Genomic DNA, 16447 nt, shown 5'->3' on the forward strand with positions numbered 1-16447 from the left:
GGGAGTGACCTTATCAGCAGATTTATATATCCATAAATCATATTTATTCATTTGGTTATGCGTTTTGGAGATATGCAGTTTAATAAACTGCGGGCGAAAAAAAAGGCCGTCGAAACGGCCCGAAATCCCCTGCTTAGTGGTTCTGAATTCTGTGCTGCCCGGACTGACGCCTTCGCGAGCAGGCTCGCTCCCACAGGGAATCGTGTTTCAAATGTGGGAGCGAGCCTGCTCGCGAAAGGGTGGTGACTACACCGCAAATCTCACTTGTTCGGCTGTGGCGTCAGGCGCAGGTACGGTTTCACCGCGCGATAGCCCTTCGGAAAGCGCTTTTTGATTTCGTCTTCATCCTTGAGCGAAGGCACGATCACCACCTCCTCACCGTCCTGCCAGTTGGCCGGGGTGGCCACCTTGTAGTTATCGGTGAGCTGCAGCGAATCGATCACCCGCAGAATCTCGTGGAAATTACGCCCGGTGCTCGCCGGATAGGTGATGGTCAGACGAATCTTCTTGTTCGGATCGATCACGAACAGCGAACGCACGGTCAGCGTGTCGTTGGCGTTCGGGTGAATCAGGTCATACAGATCGGACACCTTGCGATCGGCATCGGCCAGGATCGGGAAGTTGACGATGGTGTTCTGGGTCTCGTTGATGTCTTCGATCCACTTGTGGTGCGAGTCCACCGGGTCGACCGACAGCGCAATGGCTTTGACGCCGCGCTTGCTGAACTCATCCTTGAGCTTGGCGGTGAAGCCCAGCTCAGTGGTGCACACCGGGGTAAAGTCCGCCGGGTGGGAGAACAGCACGCCCCAGCTATCGCCCAGCCATTCGTGGAAACGAATCTTGCCGGCGCTGGAGTCCTGTTCGAAATCGGGGGCGATGTCGCCGAGTCTGAGGCTCATGGTGCTGCTCCTGATGAGTTGTTCGAGACGTCAACTGTAGCTCGGGATTTGCCATCATGAAAAAGAATAAATAACTAGATATCTAGATCATTAGTGAATATTAAACTTCTGTTCACTGGACGCTCGACGGCATCCCGACGAACATCGCTCGCAAGGTTCGAGAAGGCCTTGAGTTGCTGTAAAGAGGGAAATTCGGGGAGGGCTTACGGGGGTGGGCCTGACTCGAAAACGCAAAAGCCCCGTCCGGCGCGATGCCGGACGGGGCTTTTTTACATCAACGAATCGAGACGCGCTATTACAGCAGCGGGATCGAGTAGCTGACGATCAGGCGGTTTTCATCCTGGTCACGCTGACCTGGGATGTCGTTGCGCCAGGTAGCGTTTTTCCACATCAGGCCCAGGTTTTTCAATGGGCCTTCAGGTACGACGTAACCAACGGTCAGGTCGCGTTCCCACTCGGAACGGCCGGTGGCGTTGACGCTGACCTGGTTGAAACCGACGCGGCCGGTAGTGTCGATATTATCGCCACGCAGGTAAACCAGGCCAGCAGTCAGGCCCGGGATGCCGACTTTGGCGAAGTCATACGAGTAGCGAGCCTGCCAGGTACGCTCGCCAGCACGGCCGAACTTCTGGATTTGCATGTCAGTGATGGTGTAGTTCGACGAACCGTCACCCTGGTTCAGCCACGGGAAGTCGCTGTTGCCGTTGCTGACCTGGTAACCGCCACCGAAGGTGTGACCTGCAACGGTGTACAGGAACAAGCCGCTGTACAGGTTGTTGTCGACTTTGCCTTTGGTGATGCCAGTGCCGTAGTCACCGGAGGTGAAATAGTTGGCATCGTGACCGTTGGCACCGTCGTCACGGCTGTTGAAGTAGCGGAAGTCCGACTTCAACACGCCCGGGCCGATTGCCCAGTTGTGAACCAGGCCCAGGAAGTGTTGCTTGTAGAACTGATCCAGATTGCCGTAGTAGTACTGAGCAGTCAGATCCTTGTTGATCTTGTAGTCACCACCGGCATAGATGAACTTGTTGCTGTCGCGGCCAGTCGCAGTACGACCGTTGGCGCCTGCGATCGACAGTTCTTCGTTGTTGCTGGAGTTACGACCTTTGACGTGCTCGATCTGGCCACCAACAAGGGTCAGATCCTTGATTTCCGCCGAGGTGATCTGGCCACCCTGGAAGGTTTGTGGCAGCAGACGACCATCGTTGGTGATGATGACCGGGTTTTTAGGCTGCAGAGTACCCAGCTTCAATTCGGTCTGGGAGATCTTGGCCTTGGCAGTCAGACCCAGGCTGGAGAAGTTATCAACCGCTTCACCATTGGATTTGCTTGGGAAAACAGTGCCGCCATAGGAACCGTAGTTGGTTGCGGTCGCTGGCGAAGCACCGTTAGTACCGCCACCGGAATCCAGACGCACGCCCAACAGGCCGATAGCATCGATACCGAAACCTACGGTGCCTTGGGTGTAACCGGAGATGAAGCGCAGATCGAAGCCTTGGCCCCATTCTTCTTGCTTGCTCTGAACACGGGCGCGCTTGTTGGCAGGAGCGTTGACGTCGCCGTCACGGTTATCAGTGTTGATGTAGAAGTTACGCAGCCCCAAAGTAGCTTTGCTGTCTTCGATGAAACCGGCGGCGCCTGCCTGCTGCGCCATAACCCCTACGGCCACAGCCAGGGCCAAGGTGGACTTGTTCATGTAAAGCTCCTCTCGTTTCTAATTCTTGTGTTCCTGGCCCTGGGTCTGATGCCCCGGGTCCTAAGATGCGCGATTAGCGCCAGACCGTGACTGACAAGTCAATCGTAACCTTGTATGTCTACGACCAAGGTCTAATCGCAGTGATTTGGTCCGTGCAGAGTAAAGATTTCCTGATAAACCCAAAAAGAATTTATTCATTCTTTTTCATATCATTTCGGAATATGGCCAGTATCTTGCCACCTCCGCCGGGAAACAGCGTATCGGCGACTAAGCTCATTCCTAAATGGTATTTGTTAGCCTTTTTTTATATCGATTAGCTTTGGCGCAACCCCAAATCGTCAAACCCTATCGAAAAGGCGACGCCATGATGGCCAAACGCGCACTATCTAGTCAATTTGTTACAGTTTGTGTGTCGGCGGTGATTAGTTTTTCCGCCCATGCCGCCAACCTCACCGTGGGTTATCAAACCGGTATCGACCCGAGCAAAGTCCCCCAGGCCGACGGCGTCTACGAGAAAACCATCGGCGAGAAAATCGACTGGCGTCGCTTCAACAGTGGCCCGGAAGTTGTGACAGCCATTGCATCCGGCGATGTGCAGATTGGCAATCTCGGTTCCAGCCCGTTGGCCGCCGCCGCTTCACGCAATCTGCCGATTGTGGCGTTCATCGTTTCAGCGCAGATCAATGCCGCCGAAGCACTGGTGGTGCGTAATGGCAGCGGCATCAATACTCCGCAGGATCTGGTCGGCAAGACCATCGCTACTCCCTTCGTTTCCACCTCCCACTACAGTCTGCTCGGTGCCCTCAAGCACTGGGGGCTGGATAGCTCGAAAGTCAAAGTGGTGAACCTGCAACCGGCAGAGATCGCAGCGGCGTGGAAACGCGGCGATATTGATGGGGCGTTTGTCTGGTCACCGGCGCTGGGGGAAATCCGCAAGACCGGCAAGACCCTGACCGATGCAGCACAGGTCGGTCAGTGGGGCGCGCCGACCTTTGAAGTCTGGGTGGCGCGCAAAGACTTTGCCGAGAAGCATCCTGACGTCGTAGCGAAGTTCGCCAAGGTTACGCTGGACTCATTCGCCGATTACGCGGCGCATAAAGACAGCTGGACGGCCGACTCGGTGCCGGTACAGAAAATCGCCAAACTGACCGGTGCCAATGCCGCCGATGTGCCGGAATTGCTCGCGGGTTCAGCGTTCCCGGATGCCAAGGCGCAGCAAACCACGGCGCTGCTGGAGGGCGGCACGGCAAAGGCGATTGGCGAGACGGCGAAGTTTTTGAAGGAACAGGGCAAGGTTGAAACGGTGCTGCCGGATTATTCGCCGTACGTCAGCGCGAAATTCGTGGCGCAATAAAAGCTTCGCGAGCAGGCTCGCTCCCACACTTTGGAATGCATTTTCCTGTGGGAGCGGGCCTGCTCGCGAATGGAGCGACGAGGTTTATAGGGTCTTTTCGAAGATCTTCGAATTACGCTGAAAGTTGTACAGCGACGCCCGCGCCGCTGGCAGGCGCTCGACACTGCTCGGTTCGAATCCACGCTCGCGGAACCAGTGCGCGGTGCGCGTGGTGAGGACGAACAAGGTCTTCAAACCCTGCGCCCGCGCTCGGGTCTCGATGCGCTCGAGTAGTTCATCACCGCGACCGCCATGGCGGTACTCCGGATTCACCGCCAGACACGCCAGCTCACCGGCATCGGAATCAGCAATCTGATACAGCGCCGCACAGGCGATGATCATGCCTTCACGCTCGACCACACTGAACTGTTCGATCTCGCGTTCCAGCACTTCGCGCGAACGACGCACCAGAATCCCCTGCTCTTCCAGCGGGCTGATCAAGTCGAGCAAACCGCCGACGTCTTCAATCGCCGCCTCACGGACCAGTTCGAACTGCTCTTGCGCGACCAGCGTACCGCCACCGTCACGGGTGAACAGTTCGGTCAGCAGCGCGCCATCCTCGGCGTAACTGACGATATGGCTGCGCGCCACGCCGCCACGGCAAGCTTCGGCGGCGGCATCGAGCAGTTCCGCCTGATAGTTGCTGCCCAGACGCAGCAAGTGTGCAGGCACCTGTTGTGGACGCAGTTCGCGCACCAGCTTGCCGTTCTCGTCGATCAGGCCGAGGTCGGCGCCGAACAGCAGCAGTTTGTCTGCGCCGAGGTCAATGGCGGCGCGGGTGGCGACGTCTTCGCAGGCGAGGTTGAAGATTTCACCGGTCGGCGAGTAGCCCAACGGTGACAGCAGCACGATCGAACGCTCATCGAGTAGGCGGTTGATACCCTTGCGGTCGACCCGGCGCACTTCGCCGGTGTGGTGATAGTCGACGCCTTCCAGCACGCCGATCGGCCGCGCGGTAACGAGGTTGCCGCTGGCTACGCGCAGACGCGAACCCTGCATCGGCGACGAAGCCATGTCCATCGACAAACGTGCTTCGATGGCAATGCGCAATTGGCCAACCGCATCGATCACACATTCCAGGGTTGCAGCATCGGTGATGCGCATGCCGTGGTGGTAATGCGGGGTCAGGCCACGGGCGGCGAGACGGGTTTCGATCTGCGGACGCGAACCGTGTACCAACACCAGCCGCACGCCAAGGCTGTGCAGCAGGACGATGTCGTGAACGATGTTGCCGAAATTCGGATGCTCAACGCCGTCGCCAGGCAGCATGACGACGAAGGTGCAGTCGCGGTGGGCATTGATGTAAGGAGACGCGTGGCGAAGCCAATTGACGTATTCGGGCATGAACCTGGGCCTGTAATAAATAGCAGCCTAAAAAGGGGCGAAACGGAAAACGCACAGCGGGCTGATGGTTATCGTCGGAACAGGCTTGGCGACACGCGCGCTCTCCTCATGAATACGGGTTGGGATGATGGCAATTTACAGCGTTTGATCAGGCAAAACACAGATCCCTTGTGGGAGCGAGCTTGCTCGCGAAAGCGTTGTGTCAGATACATCAATGTCGATTGAGCCGACGCATTCGCGAGCAAGCTCGCTCCCACAAGGTGCATCAGGGTTTGTCCGGGGTCAGACAGTAATGTTCAATCAGTTGCCGTAATAGATGCACGGTAGGCTGCAAACGTGACATTTCAAGGTACTCCCCGGGCTGATGCGCACAGGCGATGTCGCCGGGGCCGAGCACAATGGTTTCGCAGCCAAGGCGCTGAAGATAAGGCGCTTCGGTGCCGAACGCTACTGCTTCGGCGCGGTGACCGGTGAGCTTTTCGGCGATGCGCACCAGTTCGGCGTCTTCCGACTGCTCAAACGGCGGCACTTCCGGGAACAGCGGCTTGTAATCGATCTTCACCTGATGCCGCTCGGCGACCGGGTTGAGCTTGCGCAAGATCTCTGCGCGCAGGACTTTCGGGTCCATGCCCGGCAACGGCCGCAGATCAAACTCCAGCGAACACTGGCCGCAAATGCGGTTGGGATTATCGCCACCATGAATGCAGCCGAAATTCATCGTCGGCTGCGGCACGCTGAACTGCGGATTGTTGAATTCACGCTGCCACAACAGGCGCAAACCGCGCAGTTCGCCGATCGCATCGTGCATCGCTTCGAGTGCGCTGTGGCCCAGGCGTGGATCCGACGAATGGCCGCTCTGCCCGAGGATATCGATGCGCTCCATCATGATGCCTTTGTGCATGCGGATCGGCTTGAGGCCGGTCGGCTCGCCGATCACCGCCGCGCGGCCCAGCGGACGCCCCGCCTCGGCCAGTGCGCGGGCGCCGGACATCGAGCTTTCTTCATCGCAGGTGGCGAGGATCAGCAACGGCTGCTTGAACGGCTGATCGAGCAGCGGCAGCACCGCTTCGATGATCAGCGCGAAGAAGCCCTTCATGTCGCAACTGCCCAGCCCCACCCAGCGGCCATCGACCTCGGTGAGCTTCAGCGGATCGGTCTGCCATAACGCATCGTCGTACGGCACCGTGTCGCTGTGCCCGGCCAGCACCAGCCCGCCGGGGCCGCTGCCGAAACTGGCGAGCAGGTTGAATTTGCCGGGGCTGACTTGCTGGATATCGCAGCTGAAACCCAGGTCGCCCAGCCAACCGGCGAGCAAATCGATCACCGCACGGTTGGATTGGTCGAGGTTCGGTTGGGTACAGCTGACCGATGGCGCGGCGATCAGCGCAGCGAACTGGTCTTGCATGGACGGCAAAGGCATCGCTGACTCCAACTCCCGATTTGAAGTCCATCATAGAGCCATCCGGCGTCAGGAATAAACCGCCGCAGGGCGTAGGACGAATCAGTCCTGTACACTGCACGGCCTTGGCAGCCACACATTCCCCCGGCTGCGCTCCCGATCCTGGATTTTCCGGCCATGCAGAAAGAAACCGAAATCAAACTCCGCGTCAGTCGCGAAACCCTCGCTGCCCTGCGCGAGCACCCGCTACTGAAAAAACGCAACAAAAGTGGCTGGGAACGCCGTGAGTTGATGAACCAGTACTTCGACACCCCCGAGCGCGATCTGGCTCAGGCCAAAGTCGCCCTGCGCCTGCGCAAGGACGGTGACGAAGTGATTCAGACCCTCAAGACTCGTGGCCAGAGCGTCGCCGGTCTGTCCGAGCGTAATGAATACGACTGGAAATTGCCCAAAGCCAAGCTCGACGTGAAGAAACTCGACGGCGAATGCTGGCCCGAGTCGCTGGCCGAGCTGGACAAGAAAACCCTCAAGCCGATCTTCACCACCGATTTCGTCCGTGAACGTGCGGAAATCGCCTGGGGCCGTGGCAAATCCAAAGTGGTTATCGAAGCCGCGCTGGATCTCGGTCACGTAGTGGTCGGCAAACAGAAAGAAGAAATCTGCGAACTGGAACTGGAACTGCGCGAAGGCGAACCTGCCGCGCTGCTGGAACTGGCTGCCGAACTGGCGGAAACCCTGGCGCTGATGCCGTGCGACATCAGCAAGGCTGAGCGCGGTTATCGTCTGTATGACGCCAACAGCTACTCGCTGAGCCTGCCGGCGCCGGAGCTGACCGCGGAAACCCAGCTCGACGACGCCTTCGCCGCGCTGAGCTGGCACTTGCTCGGCAGCAGCCAGCGTCTGGCTGAACAATATCGTTTCAATGGCCACTGGCGCCTGTTGCTCGACTGGGTCGAGAACCTCGCCGAAATGCGCGCCCTGCTCAGCAGCCTCGGCCAGGCCGCGCCGCGTCAGTCGACCCACGATTTGCGCGTAGCTCTGGATGCGTTGCTGGAAGACTGGCGCCCGCTGGTGCAGGCCGGTATCGAAGACGAAGACGTGCGCAAAGCCGCGCCGGAGCAATTCCTCGAAGAACTCGAAGACCCGCGCTGGGGCCTGTTCTCGCTGAGCACCTCGCGCTGGTTACTGGCCCGCACCTGGACCGCCGAGCGCAACGTGCGTGGCAACCGTCAGGGCGGCGCGCAATTGCATAGCTGGTTGCCGCGCACCTTGGGCGAAGAAGCCACGGCCCTGCAATTGCAGCGCTATCAGCAACAACCGGAAGATCTGGCCGAACAACTGCCGCGTATCGAACGCATTCAGGTCTGGCTGCACCACGCCCGTAACGTGCTGGAGATTCCGGAAATGGATCGCTTGTACGGCGAGCTGAACAAACTGGCGCAACTGGCCAACGAACCGACGATCACTGACGAACTGCTCGACGCACGCAAGCAGCAGGCGATTGCGGTTTACCAGAATCGCGCCTGGAAGATGCTGCTGCGCATGTAAAACTGCTTTCGCGAGCAGGCTCGCTCCCACATTGGAATGCAATCCCCTGTGGGAGCGAGCCTGCTCGCGAAGAGGCCAGCTGCGTTGCCTCAAACCGGCAGGCTGGTGGTGGATTTGATCTCCGACAACGCCACAATCGAATTCACTTCCTGTATCCCCGGGACCAGCGACAGCTTCTCGAAAAAGAACCGCTCATACGCCTCGATGTCCGCCGCGACGATGCGCAACAGAAAATCCACCGCACCCATCAGCACATAACACTCCAGCACTTCCGGAAAGCCGCGAATCGCCTCGGTGAACTCGGTGAAGTTCGAACGCCCGTGCGCGTTGAGTTTGATCTCGGCAAAGATCTGCGTGTTCAGGCCGATCTTCTTGCGATCGAGCAAGGTCACCTGGCCACGAATGATCCCCTCCTCCTTCATCCGCTGAATCCGCCGCCAGCACGGCGATTGCGACAGGCCGACCTGCTCGGCGATCTGCGCGCTCGACAGGGAAGCATCCTCCTGCAGCAGGGCGAGAATCTTGCGGTCGTAGCTGTCCAGCTCGCTGTGCATAGAAAAACCTCAATAACCGGATTATACGAATTGATCTTTTCGATCAGCCGTCATTAACGCCGATCATAGCCAAGAAATACCCCACGCCGAATGTAAAAATTTCTCCAGAGATTTTGGAGACTCGTCATGCCGCACCTCGAAGCCGTAACCACCGCACCAACCCGCGCCGATGTCTGGAACGTCAGCAACGCCCATTGCCTGGCGCAGTATCAGATTCTCGCCGAGGATGAGCCGGACTTGCTGGTGCGGGTGCTCAACCTGTTCGCCCTGCAATTCCTCACGCCCGAGCAGGTCAACGTGCAGCGGATGGACGACTTGATGTCGATCGACATCGTCATGGGCGGTTTCAGCTGGCATCGCGCGCAAGTGATCGCAGAAAAACTTCGTAACCTGATCAGCGTCTGCTCGGTCAATCTGCAAACCGCCGACAGCGCTTGGGATGCGCCAGCGCAAGCGGCTGGCTGACAAATCCGTCAACGGCTTCGTCGGGTAGTGGCCCAACGGTCTACCGGGCCGCGACTATCCTTTTGCGCACTGTCGCTCAAAAGGAAGCCCGCATGTCCGTTCAACTCGCCACTCAGGACCGCTGGCTGGAACTCAACGAGGTGTTGCGTGAACTGGTCGCCCAAGGTTTTATCGGCCAGGACTCGGCGGAACAGGCGCTGAATGCGCGCCGTCGCCACGCCGCCCACGGTCAGATGCACCCACTGGAGTTCATCGCCAGTCAGCAACTCGACGACCTCAGTCGGCCAGGCAAACACCTCGACCTGGAAAGCCTGACCCTGTGGCTGGCGCAACAGGCCGGTCAGCCGTATCTGCGTATCGACCCGCTGAAAATCAACGTCGCCGCGATTACGCCGCTGATGTCTTACGCCTTTGCGCAACGGCACAAGATTCTCGCCGTGGCAGTCGATCGTGACTCGGTCACCGTGGCCAGTGCCCAGCCTTACGTCACTGCTTGGGAGGCGGATCTCACCCATGTCTTGAAGCTGCCGATCAAACGGGTGGTGGCCAACCCGGTGGACATCCAGCGCTTCAGCGTCGAGTTCTTTCGTCTGGCCAAATCGGTGAGCGGCGCAAGCAATGCCGACGCCCAGAGCGGCAACCTCGGCAATTTCGAGCAACTGCTCAATCTTGGCGCCAGCGATCAGGAGCCGGACGCCAACGACGCGCACATCGTCAACATCGTCGACTGGCTGTTCCAGTACGCCTTCCAGCAGCGCGCCAGTGATATCCACATCGAACCCCGGCGCGAGCAAGGCACCGTGCGTTTCCGCATCGATGGCGTGTTGCATAACGTCTATCAATTCCCGCCGCAGGTGACCATGGCGATTGTCAGTCGCCTGAAAAGCCTTGGGCGGATGAACGTCGCCGAGAAGCGCAAACCCCAGGACGGCCGGGTCAAGACCAAGACCCCGGATGGCGGCGAAGTCGAGCTGAGGCTTTCAACGCTGCCCACCGCGTTCGGCGAAAAAATGGTCATGCGGATTTTCGACCCGGAAGTGCTGCTCAAGGATTTCGACCAGTTGGGTTTCAGCGCCGACGACTTGCGCCGCTGGCAAGACATGACCCGTCAGCCCAACGGCATCATTCTGGTCACCGGGCCGACCGGTTCGGGCAAGACCACCACGCTGTACACCACGCTGAAAAAACTGGCGACGCCGGAGGTCAACCTCTGCACCATCGAAGACCCGATCGAAATGGTCGAGCCGGCGTTCAACCAGATGCAGGTGCAGCACAACATCGACCTGAGCTTCGCCGCCGGGGTGCGCGCACTGATGCGGCAAGACCCGGACATCATCATGATCGGCGAGATCCGTGATCTGGAAACTGCTGAAATGGCGATTCAGGCGGCGCTCACCGGGCACTTGGTGCTATCGACGCTGCACACCAACGACGCCCCCAGCGCGATCAGCCGCCTGCTCGAACTCGGCGTGCCGCATTACCTGATCAAAGCCACCGTACTCGGCGTCATGGCTCAGCGTTTGGTGCGCACCTTGTGCCCGCATTGCAAGGCACCGCTGACCCTCGAAGAAGAAGACTGGCAAACCCTGACACGCCCGTGGCAAGCGCCGCTGCCGGGCAACGCGCAACGTGCCATCGGTTGCGTGGAATGCCGCGACACCGGCTATCGCGGCCGCGCCGGGGTCTACGAAATCATGCAACTCAGCGACAGCCTCAAGGCTTTTATCACCCCGGACACCGAACTCACGGCGATTCGCCGGCAGGCGTTCAAGGAAGGCATGCGCAGTTTGCGTTTGTCCGGCGCGCAGAAGGTTGCGGCAGGGCTGACGACGGTAGAGGAAGTGCTACGGGTGACGCCGCAGAGCGAGCAGAAATAGCCCGTCACGGAACTGGATTGGGGGATTGGCAATCCAACGCCACAGTTAACCCCCAGGAGTCATCTCATCATGCGTCTCAAACTTGCTGTCGCCACTCTGGCCTTGCTGTCCCTTCCCGTTGGTTCGGCCATGGCGGACAGCTTTTGGCGTAACGTCATTTCGTCCGGTGCCACCACCGGTTCGACCTACCTGACCTTCAAGGATCACAAGCTGATCATCGCCGCGCAGGACGATGCCGGCAGTTTCGTTGCCAGCGACGGCGGTATTCGTGGGCCGTATCTGGAAGCCGCGATGCAGAAAGTCCGCGCCGACAATCCGGGCCTGCAGGCGACAGACATGGAACTGGCGAATGCGATTCTGGCGAAGAATGCCGTGGCTTCCGAGTAAGCCGTTCGCAGAAGCAAAAATGCCGCTCAATCGAGCGGCATTCTTTTGCCTGTCTTCTTGGCCCAGCACAAAACCCTGTGGGAGCGAGCTTGCTCGCGAAGGCCATTTCACATTCACAATCTACGGCGACTGATACCCCGCCTTCGCGAGCAAGCTCGCTCCCACAAGGACTGGATACAGTCTGAATGTCAGCGGTAATCATCCACCGGGACACAGGCACAGAAAAGATTGCGATCCCCGTAAACGTTATCCACCCGGTTCACCGCTGGCCAATACTTGTGCGCTTTGGTGTGCGCATCCGGGGTAATGCCCTGCTCGATGCTGTAGGGCCGCTCCCAAACCCCAGTGACATCCGCCAGGGTATGCGGCGCCCGTTTCAGCGGATTATCTTCCGCAGGCCAGTTGCCGTTTTGCACTTCAGTGATTTCTGCGCGAATACTCAGCATGGCGCCGATAAACCGATCCAGTTCAGCCTTGGACTCACTCTCGGTCGGCTCGACCATCAACGTCCCGGGTACCGGGAATGACATGGTCGGCGCATGGAAGCCGTAATCCATCAGACGCTTGGCAACGTCTTCCTCACTGATGCCGGTCTGCGCCTTCAACGGTCGCAGGTCGAGAATGCATTCGTGGGCTACGCGCCCGTTACGCCCGGTGTACAACACCGGGAACGCACCGGATAAATGCTGAGCCAGGTAATTCGCCGCCAGGATCGCCACTTCACTGGCATCGGCCAATTGCGGTCCCATCATGGCGATGTACATCCAGCTGATCGGCAGAATGCTCGCACTGCCCCATGGCGCTGCGCTGACGGCCGTGTTCTGCGGTTGCGGCCCGTCAATCGGCACCACCGGGTGATTGGCCACGAAGGGTGCCAAATGCGCGCGCACGCCAATCGGTCCCATACCCGGTCCACCGCCGCCATGGGGAATGCAAAAGGTCTTGTGCAGATTCATGTGCGAAACATCGGCGCCGATATCTGCCGGGCGTGCCAAACCGACCTGCGCATTGAGGTTGGCGCCATCCATGTACACCTGGCCGCCGTGCTGGTGGATAACTTCGCAGATTTCACTGATGCCCTCTTCGTACACGCCGTGGGTCGAAGGATAGGTCGCCATCAGGCAGGACAGTTTCGCCCCGGCCTCGGCGGCCTTGGCTTTCAAGTCATCGAGATCAACGTTACCGGCCTCGTCGCACTCAACGATCACCACCCGTAACCCGACCATCTGCGCCGAGGCCGGGTTGGTGCCGTGGGCCGAGGACGGAATCAGGCACACATCGCGCCCGCCCTGCTGGCGGCTCTCATGATATTTGCGAATCGCCAGCAGCCCGGCGTATTCACCCTGCGCGCCCGAGTTGGGCTGCATGCAGATCGCATCGAACCCGGTGATTGCGCACAGCCAGCGCTCCAGCTCCTCGATCATCAGCGTATAACCGACCGCCTGCTCACGCGGCACGAACGGATGCAGGTTGGCGAATTGCGGCCAGGTAATCGGGATCATTTCGCTGGTGGCGTTGAGTTTCATGGTGCAGGAGCCCAGCGGGATCATCGACTGGTTGAGCGCCAGATCCTTGTTTTCCAGTTGTTTGAGGTAGCGCAGCATCTCGGTTTCGCTGTGATGGGCGTTGAAGACCGGATGGCGCAGGTAGGGTGTTTTGCGCTGGAGGCTGTCGGGAATGCCGGAAACAAGTGCTTCAGCATCAAGTTCGTCGACGTTCAATCCATGATCGGCACCGAGCAACACATCGAACAGCTTGGTCACGGTAATTTCATCGCATGTCTCATCGAGGCTTAGCGCCACTCGTCCGCGCCCCAGAATCCTCAGGTTGATCTGTGCGGCTTGAGCGCTTTCGATGATCGCCGTTTGCGCACCGCCGACGTCCAGCGTCAGCGTGTCGAAAAACTGCGCATTGACCCGGTTGATGCCTTTTCGCTCAAGTCCCGCCGCCAGAATGCAGGTCAGTCGATGGACGCGCTGGGCGATCCGTTTCAACCCTTCCGGCCCGTGATAGACCGCGTAGAAACTGGCAATGTTGGCCAGCAGTACCTGCGCAGTGCAGATGTTCGAATTGGCCTTCTCGCGCCGGATATGTTGCTCGCGGGTTTGCAGGGCCATGCGCAGCGCCACATTGCCCCGGGCGTCCTTCGACACGCCGATGATCCGCCCGGGAATCGCCCGTTTGTATTCCTCACGGCTGGCAAAGAACGCCGCATGCGGGCCGCCGTAACCCATGGGCACGCCGAATCGTTGAGACGAACCGAACACCACATCCGCGCCCAACTCGCCCGGCGGCGTCAGCAACAACAGACTCAACAAATCCGTCGCGACGCAGGCCAGCGCCTGCTGCGCATGCAGATGATCGATCAAGGGCCGCAGATCGTGGATCTCGCCGTGGGTGTCGGGATACTGCAACAACGCACCGAACACCTGATGCTGTTTCAAGTTATCCACAGCGTCGATGATCAGCTCGAAGCCGAAACCTTCCGCGCGGGTCTGCACCACGGAAATGGTCTGGGGATGACAGTTCTCATCGACAAAAAACAGATTGCTCTTCGACTTCGCGACGCGCTTGGCCAGCGCCATGGCTTCCGCCGCTGCCGTGGCTTCATCGAGCAGCGAGGCGTTGGCCAACTCCAGACCGGTGAGGTCGATGGTCAGTTGCTGAAAATTCAGCAGCGCTTCGAGTCGGCCCTGCGCGATCTCGGGTTGATACGGCGTGTACGCGGTGTACCAGCCGGGATTTTCCAGCACATTGCGCAGGATGACGGTTGGCGTCAGGGTGCCGTGGTAGCCCATACCGATCAGGCTGGTCCAGACCTGATTCTGCTCGGCGTAACTGCGCAGTCTGGCCAGCGCGGCTTGTTCATCCAGCGCGGGTGGCAGGTCGAGCGCACGATTGAAGCGAATGCCTGGCGGCACCGTTTGCTCGATCAGTTCGGTTCGACTACCGAGGCCGAGACTGTCGAGCATCGCCTGTTGTTCGGCAGCATCGGGGCCGAGGTGGCGGCGCAGGAAGGCATCGGGGTCGCGTAACTGGCTCAGGGACGGCAACTGGGACATGACGGGCTCTCTCTTGGCTGGCGCTCGGCGTCAATGCAACACGGTCAAACCAGCATAGCAGCCCATACCACGGCTAAATTTTCAAGATCAACACTGACCCTGTGGGAGCGAGCTTGCTCGCGAAAGCGGTGTGTCAGTCGCGGAAGATGTTGAATGTAAACCCGCCTTCGCGAGCAAGCTCGCTCCCACATTGGATTTTTCATCGCCCATAGAAAAGCCCCGAAGAGTCGGGGCTTTGGGTATTGCTTAAAGCTTACTCGCCGATGGCAGCCTTGTACGCTGCAGCATCCAGCAGCTTGTCCAGCTCAGCCTTGTCGCTTGGCTTGAGCTTGAAGATCCACGCACCGTACGGGTCGGAGTTCAGCAGCTCAGGCGAGCCGCCCAGCTCTTCGTTGATTGCGATCACTTCACCGCTGATCGGCGAATAGATGTCGGAAGCAGCTTTCACCGATTCAACGACGCCAGCCTGATCTTCAGCGGCGAACACCTTGCCCACTTCAGTCAGCTCGACAAACACCACATCGCCCAGCGCTTCCTGCGCGTGATCGCTGATGCCCACAGTGACGGTGCCGTCAGCTTCCAGACGTGCCCATTCATGACTTTCGGCAAAACGCAGTTCAGCGGGGATATTGCTCATCTTCGGTGTCCTCGGAATTGGGTCAGCGGTCATGCCCGCCGGAAAAGGTTAGATCAAAGTTTTGCCATGGCGTACGAAGGTCGGTTTGACCACCCGTACCGGGTACCACTTGCCACGGATTTCCACTTCGGCGCGGTCGGCAGTTGCCATCGGCACACGCGCCAGGGCAATCGATTTGCTTAGCGTAGGAGAGAAACTACCACTGGTGATCTCCCCTTCGCCAACATCGGCGATACGAACCACTTGATGAGCGCGCAAAACACCGCGTTCTTCCAGCACCAGACCGACCAGTTTGTGCGCAACGCCGGCGGCTTTTTCCGCTTCCAGTGCAACACGGCCGATGAACTGGCGTGTGGCCGGTTCCCAGGCAATGCTCCAGGCCATGTTCGAAGCCAATGGCGAAACGTCCTGATGAATGTCCTGACCGTAGAGGTTCATTCCGGCTTCAACCCGCAGGGTGTCGCGGGCACCGAGGCCGATCGGGGAAATGCCGGCACCGACCAGATCGTTGAAAAAACCCGGCGCCTGACTGGCCGGCAGGCAGATTTCCAGGCCATCTTCACCGGTATAACCGGTACGGGCGATGAACCAGTCGCCGTCGGTATAGCCTTCAAAGGGTTTGAGGTGCTGGATCAGCGTGGCGCGGGACTGGGTGACCAGTTCGGCAATCTTGTGCCGGGCCTGCGGGCCTTGAATGGCGAGCATCGCCAGTTCGGCACGTTCGTGCAGTTGCACGTCGTAAGCGCCGAGTTGCGCGTTCATCCAGGCCAGATCCTGATCGCGGGTAGAGGCGTTGAACACCAGGCGATAACAGTCATCGAGACGATAGACGATCATGTCGTCGACGATGCCGCCGCGCTCATTGAGCATGGTGCTGTACAACGCACGGCCGGGGCGGTGCAGGCGGTCGACATCATTGGCCAGCAAATGCTGAAGCCAGGCTTTGGCCTGGATACCGGTGACATCGATCACGGTCATGTGGGATACATCGAATACCCCGCAATCGCGGCGCACTTCGTGGTGCTCCTCGACCTGCGAGCCGTAATGCAGTGGCATGTCCCAACCGCCAAAATCGACCATCTTCGCGCCGAGGGCGAGATGCAGGTCATAGAGAGGCGTACGCTGTCCCATGGGTTTCTCCTTCCGGGCGTGGCGAAGGTGCGGACAGTCGCTGCACAGCGTGAAA

13 protein-coding genes are annotated in these 16447 nt (G+C 59.2%); 5 read left to right on the top strand and 8 right to left on the bottom strand.

Features of this window, described 5'->3' with window-relative positions; genetic code table 11:
* Window positions 1-260: 260 nt before the first annotated feature.
* Together F8N44_RS00770 and F8N44_RS00775 are read right to left on the bottom strand one after the other, a co-directional pair.
* On the bottom strand, window positions 261-899 hold the full coding sequence (locus F8N44_RS00770; protein WP_122604481.1) for a peroxiredoxin: 639 nt from the start codon (window positions 897-899) through the stop codon (window positions 261-263).
* A 295-nt stretch (window positions 900-1194) separates the two neighbouring features.
* Window positions 1195-2595 carry an OprD family porin gene (locus F8N44_RS00775; protein WP_150648954.1) on the bottom strand — a complete coding sequence of 467 codons (1401 nt, stop codon included), beginning with the start codon at window positions 2593-2595 and terminating at the stop codon, window positions 1195-1197.
* A gap of 364 nt (window positions 2596-2959) precedes the next feature.
* Between F8N44_RS00775 and tauA the strand changes: the two genes are divergently transcribed.
* Window positions 2960-3949, top strand: a complete 990-nt coding sequence (gene tauA, locus F8N44_RS00780; protein ID WP_150648955.1) for a taurine ABC transporter substrate-binding protein — start codon at window positions 2960-2962, stop codon at window positions 3947-3949.
* An 84-nt stretch (window positions 3950-4033) separates the two neighbouring features.
* On the opposite strand, the gene argA is transcribed toward tauA, so the two are convergent.
* Window positions 4034-5332 (bottom strand): amino-acid N-acetyltransferase, encoded by a 1299-nt coding sequence (gene argA / locus F8N44_RS00785; RefSeq protein WP_150648956.1) that lies wholly within the window; start codon window positions 5330-5332, stop codon window positions 4034-4036.
* A gap of 265 nt (window positions 5333-5597) precedes the next feature.
* On the bottom strand, window positions 5598-6752 hold the full coding sequence (gene argE / locus F8N44_RS00790; RefSeq protein ID WP_150648957.1) for an acetylornithine deacetylase: 1155 nt from the start codon (window positions 6750-6752) through the stop codon (window positions 5598-5600).
* A 156-nt stretch (window positions 6753-6908) separates the two neighbouring features.
* Here argE and F8N44_RS00795 point away from each other — a divergent pair, with 156 nt between their 5' ends.
* Entirely contained in the window at window positions 6909-8279 is a 1371-nt protein-coding gene (locus tag F8N44_RS00795) for an inorganic triphosphatase (protein ID WP_077574965.1), read from the top strand.
* Window positions 8280-8368: 89 nt separating this feature from the next.
* Here F8N44_RS00795 and F8N44_RS00800 read toward each other — a convergent pair whose 3' ends face one another.
* Window positions 8369-8833 (bottom strand): Lrp/AsnC family transcriptional regulator, encoded by a 465-nt coding sequence (locus F8N44_RS00800; protein WP_016983809.1) that lies wholly within the window; start codon window positions 8831-8833, stop codon window positions 8369-8371.
* A 126-nt stretch (window positions 8834-8959) separates the two neighbouring features.
* Here F8N44_RS00800 and F8N44_RS00805 point away from each other — a divergent pair, with 126 nt between their 5' ends.
* The 3 genes from F8N44_RS00805 (at window position 8960) to F8N44_RS00815 (ending at window position 11562) form a co-directional block, all read left to right on the top strand.
* Window positions 8960-9298, top strand: coding sequence for a hypothetical protein (locus F8N44_RS00805; protein ID WP_150648958.1), 339 nt, complete (start codon window positions 8960-8962; stop codon window positions 9296-9298).
* Window positions 9299-9390: 92 nt separating this feature from the next.
* Window positions 9391-11175: a GspE/PulE family protein gene (locus tag F8N44_RS00810; protein ID WP_150648959.1), complete on the top strand. Its 1785-nt coding sequence runs from the start codon at window positions 9391-9393 to the stop codon at window positions 11173-11175.
* A 66-nt stretch (window positions 11176-11241) separates the two neighbouring features.
* Entirely contained in the window at window positions 11242-11562 is a 321-nt protein-coding gene (locus tag F8N44_RS00815; RefSeq protein WP_171057234.1) for a DUF2388 domain-containing protein, read from the top strand.
* 188 nt (window positions 11563-11750) lie between these two features.
* On the opposite strand, the gene gcvP is transcribed toward F8N44_RS00815, so the two are convergent.
* The 3 genes from gcvP to gcvT form a co-directional block, all read right to left on the bottom strand.
* Window positions 11751-14624 (bottom strand): aminomethyl-transferring glycine dehydrogenase, encoded by a 2874-nt coding sequence (gene gcvP / locus F8N44_RS00820; RefSeq protein WP_150648960.1) that lies wholly within the window; start codon window positions 14622-14624, stop codon window positions 11751-11753.
* Window positions 14625-14877: 253 nt separating this feature from the next.
* Entirely contained in the window at window positions 14878-15261 is a 384-nt protein-coding gene (gene gcvH, locus F8N44_RS00830) for a glycine cleavage system protein GcvH (protein WP_122596654.1), read from the bottom strand.
* Window positions 15262-15309: 48 nt separating this feature from the next.
* Window positions 15310-16392, bottom strand: coding sequence for a glycine cleavage system aminomethyltransferase GcvT (gene gcvT, locus F8N44_RS00835; protein ID WP_150648961.1), 1083 nt, complete (start codon window positions 16390-16392; stop codon window positions 15310-15312).
* Between the last annotated feature and the right edge of the window lie 55 nt (window positions 16393-16447).

Source organism: Pseudomonas fluorescens (genome assembly GCF_902497745.1).
Lineage (GTDB): Bacteria > Pseudomonadota > Gammaproteobacteria > Pseudomonadales > Pseudomonadaceae > Aquipseudomonas > Aquipseudomonas fluorescens_BM.